Origin of the sequence: Pseudoalteromonas sp. 3J6 (genome assembly GCF_903995135.1) — a bacterium.
Taxonomy (GTDB): domain Bacteria; phylum Pseudomonadota; class Gammaproteobacteria; order Enterobacterales; family Alteromonadaceae; genus Pseudoalteromonas.
The window spans coordinates 1,463,934-1,479,522 of the sequence record NZ_LR877185.1 but is presented as its reverse complement, the minus strand read 5'-3'; the positions used below and the strand labels follow the sequence as shown (position 1 = coordinate 1,479,522).

At 39.6% G+C, this 15,589-nt stretch carries 16 protein-coding genes; 9 read left to right on the top strand and 7 right to left on the bottom strand.

Features of this window, described 5'->3' with window-relative positions; translation table 11 throughout:
• Positions 1 to 173: 173 nt before the first annotated feature.
• The 3 genes from P3J6_RS06890 to P3J6_RS06880 form a co-directional block, all read right to left on the bottom strand.
• Positions 174 to 1,301, bottom strand: coding sequence for a response regulator (locus P3J6_RS06890; protein ID WP_198522541.1), 1,128 nt, complete (start codon positions 1,299 to 1,301; stop codon positions 174 to 176).
• A 45-nt stretch (positions 1,302 to 1,346) separates the two neighbouring features.
• The gene (locus tag P3J6_RS06885; RefSeq protein WP_198522540.1) at positions 1,347 to 3,341 is read right to left on the bottom strand and encodes a sensor histidine kinase; all 1,995 of its coding nucleotides are present in this window, start codon (positions 3,339 to 3,341) and stop codon (positions 1,347 to 1,349) included.
• Positions 3,342 to 3,452: 111 nt separating this feature from the next.
• Positions 3,453 to 3,941, bottom strand: a complete 489-nt coding sequence (locus P3J6_RS06880; protein ID WP_178954974.1) for a GNAT family N-acetyltransferase — start codon at positions 3,939 to 3,941, stop codon at positions 3,453 to 3,455.
• Between the two features lie 88 nt (positions 3,942 to 4,029).
• Here P3J6_RS06880 and P3J6_RS06875 point away from each other — a divergent pair, with 88 nt between their 5' ends.
• The 6 genes from P3J6_RS06875 (at position 4,030) to P3J6_RS06850 (ending at position 9,420) form a co-directional block, all read left to right on the top strand.
• Positions 4,030 to 4,599 carry a glutathione peroxidase gene (locus P3J6_RS06875; RefSeq protein ID WP_010390729.1) on the top strand — a complete coding sequence of 190 codons (570 nt, stop codon included), beginning with the start codon at positions 4,030 to 4,032 and terminating at the stop codon, positions 4,597 to 4,599.
• A gap of 75 nt (positions 4,600 to 4,674) precedes the next feature.
• Complete coding sequence (locus tag P3J6_RS06870; RefSeq protein ID WP_008114778.1) at positions 4,675 to 4,956, top strand: peptidylprolyl isomerase; 282 nt, start codon at positions 4,675 to 4,677, stop codon at positions 4,954 to 4,956.
• Between the two features lie 68 nt (positions 4,957 to 5,024).
• Positions 5,025 to 5,609 carry a glutathione S-transferase family protein gene (locus P3J6_RS06865; protein ID WP_008114780.1) on the top strand — a complete coding sequence of 195 codons (585 nt, stop codon included), beginning with the start codon at positions 5,025 to 5,027 and terminating at the stop codon, positions 5,607 to 5,609.
• A gap of 11 nt (positions 5,610 to 5,620) precedes the next feature.
• Positions 5,621 to 5,971: a DUF2750 domain-containing protein gene (locus P3J6_RS06860; protein WP_198522539.1), complete on the top strand. Its 351-nt coding sequence runs from the start codon at positions 5,621 to 5,623 to the stop codon at positions 5,969 to 5,971.
• Between the two features lie 88 nt (positions 5,972 to 6,059).
• The gene (locus tag P3J6_RS06855; RefSeq protein WP_138623520.1) at positions 6,060 to 6,740 is read left to right on the top strand and encodes a hypothetical protein; all 681 of its coding nucleotides are present in this window, start codon (positions 6,060 to 6,062) and stop codon (positions 6,738 to 6,740) included.
• Between the two features lie 106 nt (positions 6,741 to 6,846).
• Complete coding sequence (locus P3J6_RS06850) at positions 6,847 to 9,420, top strand: M1 family metallopeptidase (RefSeq protein ID WP_198522538.1); 2,574 nt, start codon at positions 6,847 to 6,849, stop codon at positions 9,418 to 9,420.
• Positions 9,421 to 9,497: 77 nt separating this feature from the next.
• On the opposite strand, the gene P3J6_RS06845 is transcribed toward P3J6_RS06850, so the two are convergent.
• Together P3J6_RS06845 and P3J6_RS06840 are read right to left on the bottom strand one after the other, a co-directional pair.
• A complete protein-coding gene (locus P3J6_RS06845; protein WP_008114788.1) occupies positions 9,498 to 9,863 on the bottom strand; it encodes a hypothetical protein in 366 nt (121 codons plus the stop codon).
• Positions 9,864 to 9,939: 76 nt separating this feature from the next.
• Positions 9,940 to 10,812: a hypothetical protein gene (locus tag P3J6_RS06840; protein ID WP_198522537.1), complete on the bottom strand. Its 873-nt coding sequence runs from the start codon at positions 10,810 to 10,812 to the stop codon at positions 9,940 to 9,942.
• A 115-nt stretch (positions 10,813 to 10,927) separates the two neighbouring features.
• Between P3J6_RS06840 and P3J6_RS06835 the strand changes: the two genes are divergently transcribed.
• The 3 genes from P3J6_RS06835 to yjjG all read left to right on the top strand — a co-directional run bounded on the left by P3J6_RS06835 (position 10,928) and on the right by yjjG (position 13,220).
• Positions 10,928 to 11,827, top strand: coding sequence for a phosphoribulokinase (locus P3J6_RS06835; protein ID WP_008114793.1), 900 nt, complete (start codon positions 10,928 to 10,930; stop codon positions 11,825 to 11,827).
• Positions 11,828 to 11,994: 167 nt separating this feature from the next.
• Positions 11,995 to 12,534 carry an inosine/xanthosine triphosphatase gene (gene yjjX / locus P3J6_RS06830; protein ID WP_198522536.1) on the top strand — a complete coding sequence of 180 codons (540 nt, stop codon included), beginning with the start codon at positions 11,995 to 11,997 and terminating at the stop codon, positions 12,532 to 12,534.
• A gap of 11 nt (positions 12,535 to 12,545) precedes the next feature.
• Complete coding sequence (gene yjjG, locus P3J6_RS06825) at positions 12,546 to 13,220, top strand: pyrimidine 5'-nucleotidase (protein ID WP_198522535.1); 675 nt, start codon at positions 12,546 to 12,548, stop codon at positions 13,218 to 13,220.
• A gap of 87 nt (positions 13,221 to 13,307) precedes the next feature.
• Here yjjG and lpxC read toward each other — a convergent pair whose 3' ends face one another.
• Together lpxC and ftsZ are read right to left on the bottom strand one after the other, a co-directional pair.
• The gene (gene lpxC / locus P3J6_RS06820; protein WP_010390707.1) at positions 13,308 to 14,219 is read right to left on the bottom strand and encodes a UDP-3-O-acyl-N-acetylglucosamine deacetylase; all 912 of its coding nucleotides are present in this window, start codon (positions 14,217 to 14,219) and stop codon (positions 13,308 to 13,310) included.
• Between the two features lie 107 nt (positions 14,220 to 14,326).
• The gene (gene ftsZ, locus P3J6_RS06815; RefSeq protein WP_198522534.1) at positions 14,327 to 15,586 is read right to left on the bottom strand and encodes a cell division protein FtsZ; all 1,260 of its coding nucleotides are present in this window, start codon (positions 15,584 to 15,586) and stop codon (positions 14,327 to 14,329) included.
• Positions 15,587 to 15,589: the final 3 nt, after the last annotated feature.

The following is a 15,589-nucleotide window of genomic DNA, read 5'->3' as shown; positions in this document are numbered from 1 at the left end:
AGAGAAGAGAATGAGGAGTAAATAAGAAGCCACTATTAAAGTACAGCTCTTAGTTAACCTGTAATGCATACTTTCGTTTTTAACCTTTAAAAGACGCGACATAAAGTCGCTGTTACAAGTTAATTTGTCCAATCGTAGCAAGGAATTTACCCCGCGCCTCGCAGCCCGCACCTTTAACCTTTCAACAATAAAGCGAGATCTTGCTCTATCTCTGCGAACGCTTTTTTAACCTGATCAACAGATTCTTGACGTGCCACCGAATTTTGAATCGTTTCGTCGACTTTTTTGTAGATAAACACTTCCTGGTCTTCATCGAGTCCCATGGTTGGGATCCGCTCTTCTAACTCCTCTTGAAGTTGTTTAAATACTTTTTCGTTATTTATCCGGCTATCGTTAAGCAATCCAATTAAACTATGAAATTTACTGTGAACAGTACTCGCCACTTTGTTTAATCGCTCTTGCTGCGAAACCAACATTTTCTTAGTAGTAATAGCCCGCAATTGCTGTTCGGTTACACTTACAATAAAACAAATATGATCACGTATACGCCCATGCTTCTGCTCATCTTGTTCTGGCATATTCAAAATCAATAAACTGACAAACTCGTAATTAACCAAAATACGATGAGAAAACTCATGTAACCTACCTTTGTTTTTAAGCATTTCAAATAACTCAATCACTATCGGCGAACACACACCGTTTAAAGCAAAGTGCGATTTGCTGTCGTTACATCTAAATTCAATATTACTTTGTAGACCAAACGCCTGTAAGCACTCCACTAATGCCTTACCTAACTCCTCTACATCGTTGATAAAACCGATATTTTCAATATAGTTAACTATCTGACCCATTTCACTGCTATTTGCCATAGCATTAAAAGCGGTTGAGGTTGCTTCTTTTACTTGCTTTTCAAGCTGTTGTTTTTCTATTAATACTTGATTTAACTTATTCAGCTTTTGCTTAAGTTCATCGTGCCCAAACGGTTTTACAATATAGTCTTCAGCACCTACTGAATAACCTTCCATACGTTCCTCAACAGTCCCCCTTGCCGATACAAACATCACTATAATATCTTGTGTTTTAGGGTTCGCTTTGAGCTCTTTACATACTTCGTAACCATTCATTTTTGGCATGCTTACATCAAGTAAGATGACCTGCGGCATATACTCTTCAACCATGCTCAAGCATTCCGGGCCACTCGAAGCCAGCTTAAGTTCAAAATCTAATTCCTCTAGGATTTCTTCTATTATTTCGAGGTTAAATGGTTCATCGTCGACTGCAAGAATTTTAGTTAAAGCCATAATTTTTCGTCCATATAAATCGTGTTCATTAAAACAATTCGGTTATTAGCTACTATTTTTCACTAATTGCTCATCGGCTAAATATTCATCGAGGTTTATTTCCAAAGGAACCTGAATGCTAATGGTTGCCCCACCAAGTTCGTTATTACAGGCTTTTATAGTTCCTTGATGTAAAGAAACAAATTCACGGCACAGCGTAAGTCCTAATCCTGTCCCCCCTGCGCCACTATTTGTTTTGCTACTTTGCACAAATTTTTGAAAAACAGTTTCAAGCTCGTCTTCTGGTATACCTATTCCGCTGTCTATTACTTCAATATTTGCACAACCATTGTCTGTTTCCAATGCAACTTCGATAGTGCTATGTTCTTCGCTAAATTTTAATGCATTACTCAATACGTTTCTAAGTACCTGATTAATTTGCTCTTCATCGCATTGTGCTACAACTGGTGGGTTATCTGATTTAAATGCAATCTTAATATCTTTTTCTATGGCAATCCCAGCAACATCATCAATGCTTGTTTTAACAATAGTCGTTAAATCGCATGCTCGCGGGTTAAATGGGAATTTACCTACATCTAATTTCGACAAATCGAGTAGATTGTTAAGTAATGACAGTAGCCTTTGCCCACTTGATTCTATTCGGGTTAAATATTTTAAAAGTTTATCTTTACTAAAATCATCATCTTGAAGCTTACTGATACCAAAGCGTGAAAAACTTAGTATAGAATGCATAGGGGTTCTTAGTTCATGTGACATATTCGCCAAAAACTCTGATTTGCTTAAATTAGCTGCTTCAGCAATGTTTTTCGCATGCTCAAGTTGCGAAGTCCGCGCTCTAACCTGCTCTTCTAAAAGATCTTTGGCCTCAAGTAATAAATCTTCTTTTTGTTTTAAATGGGTTACGTTTTTAAAAATAACCGCTAATGCTATCTCACCATGATGATCAATTTCATTAAACGAGCCGACAAGTGGAATTTTACTGCCATCTTTATTGACTAGGTGTAAGTCGCAACTAAATTGCCGATTACTGTTTAAAGTCGATATTTTATCTTTTATTGCCTTTACTGAATCGTCATCTAAAAAGTGAAATAACGAGTGAGCAATGAGCTTTTTAAACGGTAAATTAAACAGCTTTAAGCACGCGTCGTTAGCCTCTACTATTTTGCCTTTACGTTCAAAAAGTAAGATTGGATCGGGAGTATTTTTAAAAATTACTTGCAGCAAACTGTCTTTTTCAATAAGTACATCGACTGTATCTTGTAGTCTTTCAACTAGCTCTGCGTTATGACGTTTTAGCAATTCGGTTTGCCACAACTTATGTACTGCTTGTAATAATACATTGTCGTCGAGCGGCTTAATTAAAACGTCTTCAACACCTTGGCGAATTGCTTCAATCATAGAAACCTGAGCAGGACGCGAGGTTAATAATAAGCAGCGGCTATGCGGCTGTATCTGCTTAAGGCTGGTAAATATATCTAAGCCGAGCCCTTCTTTTAAACTAAAATCACTAATTAAAATATCAATCATTCTGAGTTTGGCAATATTAAGTGCCTCATCATGATTTGTAGCTGTGTATACCTCTATATGTGCACCCACTAAACTACTTTTTAGCATTTCTAAACGCTCACTAACATGATCAACCAACAAAATTGTAGGCAGTTTAAAAATATGATCAGGTCCTATTTCTAATAGATCTTCAATAAATGAAGTGATTTCTTTATTAGAAAAAAATGGATAAATAATAGTGGCATCTGGAACAAGCTCGTTTAATTTACCAAATGCATCAAGCAATTCACCACTTTCAGCCTTGGGAGCTAAAAGTAAAAATGATTGTCGGGTCGCTTGTTTTACCAACGAAGCAACCAGATTTGTTGGTGTCCCTTGTGAAAAGGCAAGCATATCGTACGCATCTATGTTGCTGCTTTGATCAAACATAGAATAATGAACTAATTCAACTTCACAACCAATTAGCTCAAGCAGTACTTTTAAGCGCATAGCAATCATGCTACTGCTATCAATAATAAGTATTTTTTGCGCCATTTATGTACACTTTTAAGAATTAATTAAACACCTTTTCAGCATAGTATAGAATTTTTGGTTTGGCATAATCGTCTACATAAATGTAATTTTTGCTTGCCTATGATTGTGGGATTACATTAAATGTTTACCAAAAATAGTCAGGCTGTACAGCTGGTTATCCATCCTTGCAACATTGGGCAACTCTCCCCATACTGCAAAATCAAAATGCTTAAATAATTTAATGCTTGGTTCGTTATGGCTAAAAATAAATCCGAGTAACACTTCAATATCGAGCTTTTTTGCTTGTTGTTGTGCAAATTGCATCAACTTTTTACCCAACCCTTTTCCTTGGGCTGCTGATGTAATGTAGATGCTTAGTTCAACGGTGCCATCGTAAGCTGGGCGCCCATAAAACGATTTATAACTTACCCACGCTAGTACTTGGTCATTTTCGCAGTAAACGAAAATAGGTCTTTGAGCTGTATGGCTATCAAACCAAGGTTGTTTGTCAGCAACGGTTACTTCTTCGGTATCGGCGGTCACCATTCGACTAGGGATAGTTTCATTATAAATGGCAACAATAGCAGTTAAATCATCAGGTTTAGCTAAACGTATAGTCATAGAAAATAAGTGAAATTGATCAATTTTGTCTATAGTAGCGTATGATAAGTTACATAAACACCCATCAAATCGCATTCAAGGTAACCGCATGATAAGAAAATTAATATTCGGATTAACACTGGCTCTAGGCTGTGTATCTGTAACCACCAATGCAGCAGACACTAATAGCCCTTCAGCAAAGACAGATACCTGCGATGACTTCACAAATGTGTCACTGAGAAAGCTTCGTTCAACCGAAACGCTTAATCTATGTGAATTTAAAAATAAGCCACTGTTGATTGTTAACACTGCCAGCAATTGCGGCTTTACTTCTCAGTTTGAAGGGCTAGAAACGCTATACAAAAAATATAAAGAGCAAGGCTTAGTGGTGCTCGGTTTTCCATCTGACGATTTTTTTCAAGAAGAAAATGACGAAAAAGATACGGCTAAAGTCTGTTATGTTAATTACGGCGTTACTTTCCCTATGTTAGCCACCAGCGCAGTGCGTGGCAGCGATGCCAACCCTATTTTCAAGCACTTAAATGCAAAAACTAGTTCACCTAACTGGAATTTTTATAAATACGTGGTTTCGGCAGATCGTCAATCAGTGACTCGCTTTAATAGCCGCGTCAAACCCGATTCAGCAAAATTAGAAAGCGCCATCAAAAGTGCATTTTAATTTTGTGTTTTCAGTTTAACCTTACTAAGATGTTGCTTAGTAGATAAAAAACTAAACTTATAAATAGGAGATTTTATGGCAGTAGCAAGTGCAAGGCACATACTCGTAGACAGTGAAGCACAATGTTTAGACCTTAAAGATAAAATTGAGCAAGGTGAAGACTTTGCTGAGCTAGCTAAATTGCACTCTAATTGCCCTTCAGGTCAAGATGGTGGCGCATTAGGTGAGTTCGGACCTGGTATGATGGTTCCTGAGTTTGATAAGGTGGTTTTTTCAGCGCCACTTAACCAAGTACAAGGTCCTGTTCAAACACAGTTTGGTTACCATTTATTAGAAGTAACCAGCCGCTCAGAGTAAGCAAATCGATTTATTAATAAAGCCGCATTAGCGGCTTTTTATTTATGTGGAGTTGGCAAAGCCCCAATATGCAATTACTTGGCTCTATTTCTTCCCCTTATGTTCGCCGTGTCAGAATTTGGGCACAACAAAATAACTGTGAGCTTGAGTTTATAAATCTCGACATTTTCTCAAGCGATGACCGCTCTTTAATGATGTCGCACAACCCGGCAGCTAAAATCCCTATCTTAATTGATGGCTCGCTTAACTTAAGCGACTCAAACAATATACTGCGTTACTTACTTGAAAAAACACAGCAGAACCCGCTAACTTGGCCGCAAGAGCATTTTTTAACTAGCATCAACGCCTGTAACGATTCATTGGTTGAGTTATTGATATGTCAGCGTTCTGGGTTTGACACGCAAGCTGATAAACTATTTTTTAATCTGCAAAATGAGCGAATTGCGCAAACTTTAGACTATTTAAATGATCATTTAAACGATGATGAATTTAAAAGCTGTGAATGCCTCAACATCAGTTTATACTGCTTGCTAGATTGGATCTGCTTTCGTGAACTCACTGATTTTAGCGCGCAGCCGCAGTTAGTTAAGTTTTATGAAGCGTTTAGTCAGCGTCAAGCGGCTAAAAATACCAACCCTCGACTCAAATTTTAAAAGGTGAACACATGAGCGATATCGAAATTGAATCACAACTAGTTAGCTTTGTAGAAAAAGTACGTGTTAGTGAGCAGATCTGGGCACTGGGTGCACAAGATGGTGGCTTTGTTGTATGTGAATCAAATCAGTTTGACGACACCGATGTACTTTTACTGTGGGAATCAGAAGACACAGCAAAAGAGCAGTGTAAAGAAGAGTGGAAAGACTACAGTCCGGTAGAAATCAATCTAGATGAATTTTTAGATGATTGGGTTGAAGACCTTAAATCGGATGATGCTCTGGTTGGTTTAAATTGGAATGACGATCAAGTGTGCGTAGAAATTGAACCAGTTGGTTTAGCTCGCGCTTTAAGTGAATAAGTTTTAACTGTTTATTTACTGGCACTACCCCAATTAACAACAACGATTAGTTGGGGTATAAAATAATAAAAACTGTCAAGGTACTGCGTTGAAAACCCATCTTGGTCGTCGTCCATTCTCAGCTATGGAGCTGCATACGCTCTATACCGGATATATTTATAGTGATACTCGGCTTGCCCGCGAACAAGCTAAGCACTGGCACTTTTGGCTGCCTTTAATTGCGTACTACAGTGGCGCTTACAGTGATGAAATTGGCTATTTAACCCTAGATGACTTGGTGGTTAAAAATAGCATTCTCTGCTTTAGCTTTCATACTCATGGTAAAATTAAACCCCGTTTAATTCCTGTACATAACGCCCTTATTAAGGCCGGACTTAATGATTATTTAGCCTACGCAAAAGCGCAAAAACACACACGTTTACTGTTTGACCTCCCAGCAAAAACAGGACGCTACAGTGAAAAAGTACGCATTTGGTTTTCAGGCGAGGGCGAACGTGCGGGGTATTTGCAAAAATGTGCAATTCCTTCCGTGGATCAACTCGGAATGAAAACCGCGATTAGTAGTTTGCGGCTTAATTTTGAACAGCAAATTCGTATTTATGCCCTGCAAGCAGGCTCTAAAGACTGCTTCAATTACTTAATGGGCTTTAATGATTACCCCCATGATAACTTTAACGATATAGCCTTGTTAAATAAGGTGCTGCAACAGCTCCGGGTTATTAATTCCCACATTCATTGGCAGCGGTTTTTAGCACGAGATAGCCACTGACAAACTTTGTTACTCTTTTCCTTATTGTTGTTCGCTTACTCTAGCAAAAAAAGCTGTTAGGATGGAGTGTACTCACTCTTCTAACAACAAAAATCTAGGGATAACTATGTTTTTTAAAAGCCTCTTAACCGTGAGCGTTGCGCTTGCGATAAATGCTGCTAACGCTAATGAGTTCGTCATTGAAAAGCTCGCAAAGCCAAGTTCACAAAAAGTCGCTTTAACGCTCGACCCAAGTCAGGATACTTTTACAGGAATGACTGAAATCAGTTTGGAGGTGCTTAAACCAACACGCTACATTGAACTTAATGGTGTTGATTACGCAACCAAAATGGTTCAACTATTGGGTGAGCAAAACTGCGACTTAAACAGCGAAATGCTTAAAACCGGTAAAGTTAAATTTAGCTGCGAAGAGCAAATTCAGCCGGGTAAATACACTTTAAAAATTGATTTCTCAGCGCCATATAATCGCCAAAGTGTGGGGCTATATAAAACCCTAGATCAAGGCGTTCCTTATCTTTTCACCCAATTTGAAATGAGCGATGCCCGTCGAGCGTTTCCTGTATTTGACGAACCAAGCTATAAAATTCCATTTCAGTTAACTATTACCGCCCCCACTTCACAAAAAGTGTATTCAAATACACCTGAGTTAAAAACGACGGTAAATGGCGATATGACTACCCATTACTTTGATAAAACGCCACCAATTCCATCATACTTAGTAGCTATGGCTGTAGGCCCGTTTGAAGAGCTAGAGATTAAGGGTATGCCAATTCCTGGCCGTGTAATTACTCCACAGGGTAAAATTCATTTAGCACAGTATGCAAAAGAGAATATGCCTAAAGTACTGGGCGCACTTGAAGAGTACTTTGGTATTCCTTACGTATATAAAAAGTTAGATTCAGTGGCTGTTCCAGAGTTTCCGTTTGGGGCAATGGAAAACTCAGGTTTAGTGACTTACCGCGAAGATATTCTTCTGGTTGATTTAGAAGCTGCAACGCGTAGTAAAAAGCAACGTAATGTCTCTATTATTGCCCATGAATTAGCTCACCAATGGTACGGTAACTTAGTGACTATGAAGTGGTGGAACGACTTATGGTTAAACGAAGCGTTTGCTAGCTGGATGGCAGCAAAAATTACTAAGCAACTTAACCCTGAGTTTGAATCACACCTAGATTTACCACAAAACAATGTAATGGCGTTAGATGCTCGCTTAAGCACTAAGCCAATTCGTAAACCAATTAAAACTGAAGCCGATATTATGGACGGTTTAGGCCTTGCATACAGCAAAGGCAGCTCAGTACTGGCGATGGTTGAAAATTGGATTGGTGAAGACGCATTTCAAGCTGGTATTCAAAATTACTTAAAAGAGTTCTCATATAAAAATGCCGAAGCCGCCGATTTATGGGAAGCACTCGGTAAGGCTTCAAATAAAGATGTGGCGAGTGTTTTAAAATCATTTATTGAACAATCGTCATTTCCTTTAATCAAGGTTGATCAGCAAGGTAAAACTCTCACTATTTCGCAAAGCCGTTTTGCTAATGCCGGTGTTGATGCTCCAGCCCAACTTTGGAATGTACCCGTTGCCATTAAGTACGGTAAAGGCGATAAAGTAAAAACTGCCAGTGTATTACTTAATAAACAAAACCAAACGCTAGAGTTAGATTTTGAGCCAGAGTGGATATATCCAGACCAAGGTGCGCTAGGTTACTACCGCTGGGTCATGGACGATGCGCAATTTAACGCACTAATTGATAATGCAGCAAGCGTATTAAACGACCGCGAGCGCCTTGCATTGTTATCAGCTACTGACGCCTTACTTGACGCAGGTGTAATTTCTGCGGCTAAGCTGATGCAAACGCTTGAAGTATTTGCCAGTGATAGTCATCCACGCGTAGCTAACACTGCTTTAGGTTATTTAGCATCTCAGCAACGTACCTTTAAAGATGATAGCAACAAAGATTTATGGCCTACATTTATTCAAAATGCAGTCATGCCTGCCGCTAAAAAATATGGCCTAGAAGCAAAAATGGGTGAGGATGGCGCTATTGCTCAACTGCGAGCTGCGGTGGTATCACGCTTAGGCTTTGATGGTGAAGATAAAAATGTGATCAATAAAGCTAAGCAGCAAACAGCTGCTTACTTAAAAGATCCACAAAAAGTAGACCCTTATTTAGCGGGTACTTACTTACGTCTTGCGGCTTTTCATGGTGATAAAGCGCTGCTTGATCAGTTTATGGCAACCTTTAAAACCACTAAAGATCCACAAGTTCGTACCAATATGTTGGCAGCAATGGGTTATTTTGGTAAACCTGAACTCCAAAAAGCAGTGCTTGCATATAGCTTAACCGATGAAGTAACCGCTTCTGATATGCGTACTATTTTATCGGGGCAAAGTTACACCGATGAACGCCAAGCACTCTTTATTGATTGGATATATAGCAACTACGATAAAGTAACAGCAAGTTTACCACCATTTTTTGTGCCTAACTTACCTTACTTTACTACTGCTAGCTGTGATGCTGAAAGTTTAGCGAAAACGCAAACGTTCTTTGACGCTAAACTTGATGACGTACCTGGCTATGCGCGCACATTAAGTAAGCTTGCAGAAAGTACGAATGACTGTATTGCACTTAAAAACCGTGAACTCAAATCAGTAAATAGCTTTTTGAATAGTAAATAAACTAAAGGTTAAAGGCTAAAGGTTGAAGGTTGAAGATTTTATCTTGCACCTTTTGCCTTTAGCCCTGCACCATTCTATTAACCACCAATAATCATGGTTAGCTTAGCTATAAACTCTTTTGCCGCTTGTTCAGAGTTAATTTTAAAAGCGACACCATAATGAATAGGCTGTGCGCTTTTATAAATACGAGTGGGAAAACGGGTCATTTCACTACTATGAAAATAGCCTTGAGTACGCACAACCCCATCAATATCAGTAAAGTCATCACTAAACACTTCAAATGCAGGACGGATCACAATTTTACCTTTCCCCGTTTCGGCATGGGTGTAAAACGCTTCTTTAGAGTTTGCTAGCATATACTCAGCAATGTTTTTTATTTTAAAATTACTTCTACACTCTAGTTTTATCAGCTGCTCTGTTAACTCGTCTGCGCTAAATGCCACGTGACTTTCCTTTTTATTTAATAGGGGAATAGACTAACTCATGCATGAGTGAAAGTCCGAATTTATTATTTAATGTTTATTTAACACTACATACAAACGCTAATTGCTGATTTTTATAACTCAACCGGCTTATTTCAGTATCGCAATATTGGCTTAAATCGAGCCATTGAGATATATCAGATCCAGCTGTTAATTTTCGTTGATAAATACGGTTTTTAACTGCGTAAGCAATAGTATTTTCATCTTTTAAGATGAAGTCTTGTACTTGGTTTGGCAACCTAAGGATGTTGCTTACCTGCTTGGTTTGAGGGTCAAAACGGGCTAACTGGTGCTGGCCATTTTTACTATGACTAAATAAAAATTCACTTCGCGATTTATTGTAAATAAGTGTGCGACCAATGTTATTTGCAACAACTTCACCTTTAGCCGCAACAACCGAGGTATATTGTAATGTATGTGGCTCACCTAAAATAAACATTACTAAATCGTTGTTATTACCCCAAGCGTGATAGCCCACAGGCTCAATCCAATCAAAAATACGACTTGGCGCCTGCTCTGTGCTCAGCGGATATTGCCATAATTTTTGTTTGCCATCTTCTTCAACCACGATGGCAGATAAACTATCATCACTCGGTGTTACTGTTGGCGAATACTCACTTACACCTGTATTGGTGATCATGGAGGTTTGTTTTGATGATAAATCGTAAAGCGCAATATCAGTTTGGCTCTGATTATTACTGATTACCTCACGCGTATAATAAAGGCCCGTATCGGTTAAGTGAGGCTGATTGTTGTAGCTGGTTTTATCACTAATAATGCTTACGCGTATGCCATGCGGAGTATTTAAATCGGCAAGCAGTATTTGACTTTTAGGCATATTTGCTTGGGCAACGCCCAATGTTAAAGCATTAATTGTTATTAGCCCTAACAACGGTTTGATCAGTTTCATGCTTTCTCTCGTTTTAATTTTAAGCACCTCATGATAACGTTATTTACTGATGACGTCACTTGACCTAGCTTAGTAAGGTCTTTATAACTAACGGGTCATAAAAAAGAGAACAAACATGTCAGCTAAACACCCTATTATTGCAATCACCGGCTCATCTGGAGCAGGCACTACAACCACCACCAATGCCGTGAAGCATATTTTCCGCAGTCTCGATATCAATGCTGCATTTATTGAAGGTGATAGCTTTCATCGTTACACACGTCCTGAAATGGACAAAAAAATTCGAGAAGCCCAACAAGAAAGTAAACACATAAGTTATTTTGGCCGAGAAGCCAATGACTTTGGTGCATTAGAAGACTTATTTACCAAGTATGGTGAAACAGGCGAAGGTAAACTGCGCCGTTATTTACATACCTTTGATGAGGCCGTGCCTTATAACCAGTTACCTGGAACATTTACACCTTGGCAAGAGCTTGAGCAAAATACAGATTTAATGTTTTACGAAGGCTTACATGGCGGCGTGGTCGACGAAGATCATGATGTGGCTAAGCATGTTGATTTACTCATAGGCATGGTGCCAATTATTAACCTTGAGTGGATCCAAAAGCTTATTCGCGATACCTCAGAACGTGGCCATTCTCGTGAAAAAGTAATGGACTCGATTGTACGCAGTATGGATGACTACATTAATCATATAACGCCGCAATTTTCTCGTACCCATATTAACTTTCAGCGAGTACCCACCGTTGATACCTCCAACCCATTTAGCGCAAAAGATATCCCCTCCCTTGATGAAAGCTTTGTCGTTATTCGCTTTAGGGGGATTGATGACGTTGATTTCCCGTATTATTTACGCATGATTGAAGGCAGCTTTATGTCGCGGATCAATACGCTTGTAGTACCCGGTGGCAAAATGGGACTCGCTATGGAGCTAGTGCTTACGCCACTGATCAAAGATATTATTTTGAAAAAACGCGCCTTAGCAAAATTAGCCCCACCTGAAATTCCTATTTAAGTGTATCGATAATCTGTTAGAGGCTTTTTGGTTTAGAAGATCTAACAACATATGATGATCTTATGGAGCTGATCATTTCTTTTATCAAGTGATCGCAAATACATTCTGCTCTTTTTTGTTTAGTCTAACTCACGTACACTGCTGATTTTAAGTATGATGAGAGTAGTATGTCGCAAGCCATTAAAATTGTTGTAGGGTCTAAAAACCCAGTAAAAGTAAATGCCGCTAAACACATTTTTGCGATGTATTTCCCTGAGCATATAATTGAATGTAGTGGCGTTCACGCACCTTCAGATGTACCCGATCAGCCTATAGGCGAAGAACAAACGTGTTCGGGAGCGCAAAACCGAGTTAACTACTGTAAAGCACAGCATCAAGCAGACTACTACATAGCGATGGAAGGCGGCGCAGCGCAATTTAGCTATGGTGCAGCAACCTTTGCCTATGTCGTTATTGATGACGGCGCACAGCAAGTTACAGGACGAAGCAGTAACTTACCTTTGCCTTCGGTTTTTTATAAAGCATTGCTGCAAGGTGAAGAACTTGGAGATGTGATGGATAAGGCTTTTAATACCACCAATATTAAGCAACAAGGGGGTGCTATTGGTTTATTAACTGATCATCATGCGACACGAGAAAGTACCTATACTCAAGCGCTGACTCTCGCCATGGCGCCTTTTCTTAATCCCACTTTATATAATCAATAACGGATGTTTTAATGAAGTATAACTACGTATTATTTGATGCCGACGAAACCTTATTTAGCTTTAATGCCTTTGCTGGCTTACAAAAAATGTTGGCAGCTTATGGCATGGATTTTACCAAAGCAGATTATGAACATTACCAAAATACCAATAAGCCATTATGGATTGCCTATCAAAATAACGAAATTACCGCAAACCACCTGCAAGTAACTCGCTTTAGTGAGCTGGCAAATAAGCTTAATGTTCCAGCCCAGCAGCTCAATGATGACTTTTTATCGGCAATGGCTGAAATTTGTATGCCTTTACCCGGTGCGGTTGAATTATTAAACGCCCTTAAACCTCATGCCAAGTTAGGCATTATCACCAATGGCTTTTCTCAGCTACAAGCACGTCGTTTAGCGCATACTGGGCTGCAAGATATGTTCGATTGGCTGGTAATTTCTGAAAAAGTAGGTATAGCTAAACCTGCAAAAGAGATATTTGAGCACACCTTTAATTTAATGGGGAATCCACCGAAAGAGCAAATTTTAATGGTAGGTGATACCGCCAGCAGTGATATTCTTGGTGGACAAAATGCAGGCATAGACACCTGCTGGTTACAGCACCCAGGGGTAATCTTACCTGAAGGTATTAAGCCAACGTATCAAGTCACTGAGTTAAAACAGTTACAAACCATTTTAGGTCTGTAATACCTGACTGATTGTGCTGACAAACAACCAAAAAAAATGACGCTAATAAGCGTCATTTTTTATAACTGTATGTAAGCGATTAACTGATTAGGCGTTTGCTAATTCAAGGCCGGGTGCAGGCATCGAAACAGGCGTTTCAAAGGTTGCCCACTCCCATGCTGACTCTGTTGCCATAATTTTGCGTAGTAACTTGTTATTCAAATCATGACCTGATTTAAATGCAGTTACTTTACCTAAAAGGTTATGACCTGTCATAAACATGTCACCTACACAGTCTAGTATCTTATGCTTGACGAACTCGTCAGGGTAACGCAGACCGTTTGGATTTAAAACTTTAAATTCATCAAGTACCACTGCACTATCCATGCTACCACCTAGTGCAAGGTTATTAGCATGCATGTATTCAATATCTTTCATAAAGCCAAAAGTACGCGCACGACTAATCTCTTCAGTAAAACTTTGTGCGGTAATATCTAAACCTATACGTTGGCGGCTTTCATTAATTGCAGGGTGATCAAAGGCAATTTCAAAGTCGATATGGAATCCGTCGTAAGGTTCTACTTCGGCCCATTTATCGCCTTCTTCAATACGTACTTTTTCTTTAATACGAATAAAGCGTTTAGCAACATTTTGCTCTTCAATGCCGCCTTTTTGTAATAAATAAATGAATGGCAATGCACTACCATCCATTATTGGAACTTCTGAGCTATCAAGTTCAACAATTAGATTGTCGATACCCATTGCTGCAACAGCTGCAATTAAATGCTCAGTAGTTGATAAGCGAACACCATCTTTGTTAATTAAACAGGTACACAATTGCGTATCACCAACGGCTTCAGGTGTTGTTTCAAAATCAACAACCGGATCAAGGTCGACACGACGAAATACAATCCCAGTATTTGCGCTCGCAGGTCGGAGAGTTATTGTGACCTTCTCACCTTTATGAAGTCCAATTCCTATGGCTTTGACTACTTGTGCAATCGTACGCTGTTTAATCATAGGTTCGCTCACTTTAAGTATATATTACAGTTAGACGGCGGAGTGTAACATAAATACGGTATAACTACAATATTTGTTCACATTTCGCACAAAAGTACTGTTTTTAATTAGTCTGCTTGTTTACGTAAAAAAGCAGGAATGTCGAAATAATCGCCACCCTCAGACTTATCTGTTTTATTAGCACTACTTGACGACGTATTCGTTGCTGAACTTGAAGAGCTAGTCGATGTGCTGCTTTGCTCTTTTGATTCAGTTTGCGATGTCGTTGCAGGCTCTTCAGTCGCACTTGTGCCTTGGCTTGCAAAGCTAGGTACGTACATGCTGCTGCTTGTTTGTGTGCTTGAGCTAGTTACATCAGAGCCTGACGCTTTTTTGAAACCGTTATCTACAATACCAAACTGTGGACGACGATCGCCGCCTAAGCCAGTTGCAACCACGGTTACACGTAGCTCATCCGTCATTTCTGGGTCAATTACCGCGCCAACAACAACCGTTGCGTTTTCAGACGCTAGCGCCTTAACGTGATTACCCACAATTTCAAATTCTTCGATCGCGATATCCATACCCGCAGTAATGTTAACCAAAATGCCTTTAGCACCGGTTAAATCTACGTCTTCTAAAAGAGGGCTTGAAATAGCAGCTTCTGCTGCTTCTTGTGCACGATCAGGACCCGATGCAGATGCAGTACCCATCATCGCTGTGCCCATTGCAGACATAACTGTACGTACGTCGGCGAAATCCACGTTAATTAGACCCGAGCGAGTAATTAACTCAGCAATACCTTGTACCGCACCAAACAATACGTCATTTGCTTTAGCAAATGCATCCAGTAAAGTTGTTCCTTTACCCAATACTTTTAGTAACTTGTTATTTGGAATAGTGATTAACGAGTCCACAATTTCAGATAATTCGCTAATACCTTGCTCTGCAGCAGCGGCACGCTTTTTACCTTCAAAATCAAACGGACGGGTTACCACAGCAACAGTTAAAATGCCCAGCTCTTTAGCAATTTTAGCCACGACTGGCGCAGCACCGGTACCTGTACCGCCGCCCATACCTGCCGCAATAAACACCATATCAGCGCCTTCAAGACTAGCACGAATGGTTTCGGCATCTTCTTCAGCCGATTCACGACCTACTTCAGGGTTAGCCCCCGCACCTAACCCAGAGGTTATTTGCGTGCCTAATTGTACTGTTACATCAGCGGCTGAATTACGTAATGCTTGCGCATCCGTATTGGCTGCGATAAAACGAACGCCTTCTATTTGTTGTTTTACCATGTGCTCAACTGCGTTACCGCCGCCACCACCTACACCGATTACTTTTATTACAGCTTCTTCGCTGTGTTGTTCCATTATATCAAACATATT

Coding starts and splice junctions, on each gene's coding strand:
- P3J6_RS06890 (WP_198522541.1), bottom strand. CDS start 1,301: ATGGCTTTAACTAAAATTCTTGCAGTCGACGATGAACCATTTAACCTC.
- P3J6_RS06885 (WP_198522540.1), bottom strand. CDS start 3,341: ATGGCGCAAAAAATACTTATTATTGATAGCAGTAGCATGATTGCTATG.
- P3J6_RS06880 (WP_178954974.1), bottom strand. CDS start 3,941: ATGACTATACGTTTAGCTAAACCTGATGATTTAACTGCTATTGTTGCC.
- P3J6_RS06875 (WP_010390729.1), top strand. CDS start 4,030: ATGATAAGAAAATTAATATTCGGATTAACACTGGCTCTAGGCTGTGTA.
- P3J6_RS06870 (WP_008114778.1), top strand. CDS start 4,675: ATGGCAGTAGCAAGTGCAAGGCACATACTCGTAGACAGTGAAGCACAA.
- P3J6_RS06865 (WP_008114780.1), top strand. CDS start 5,025: ATGCAATTACTTGGCTCTATTTCTTCCCCTTATGTTCGCCGTGTCAGA.
- P3J6_RS06860 (WP_198522539.1), top strand. CDS start 5,621: ATGAGCGATATCGAAATTGAATCACAACTAGTTAGCTTTGTAGAAAAA.
- P3J6_RS06850 (WP_198522538.1), top strand. CDS start 6,847: ATGTTTTTTAAAAGCCTCTTAACCGTGAGCGTTGCGCTTGCGATAAAT.
- P3J6_RS06840 (WP_198522537.1), bottom strand. CDS start 10,812: ATGAAACTGATCAAACCGTTGTTAGGGCTAATAACAATTAATGCTTTA.
- P3J6_RS06835 (WP_008114793.1), top strand. CDS start 10,928: ATGTCAGCTAAACACCCTATTATTGCAATCACCGGCTCATCTGGAGCA.
- yjjX (WP_198522536.1), top strand. CDS start 11,995: ATGTCGCAAGCCATTAAAATTGTTGTAGGGTCTAAAAACCCAGTAAAA.
- yjjG (WP_198522535.1), top strand. CDS start 12,546: ATGAAGTATAACTACGTATTATTTGATGCCGACGAAACCTTATTTAGC.
- lpxC (WP_010390707.1), bottom strand. CDS start 14,219: ATGATTAAACAGCGTACGATTGCACAAGTAGTCAAAGCCATAGGAATT.
- ftsZ (WP_198522534.1), bottom strand. CDS start 15,586: ATGTTTGATATAATGGAACAACACAGCGAAGAAGCTGTAATAAAAGTA.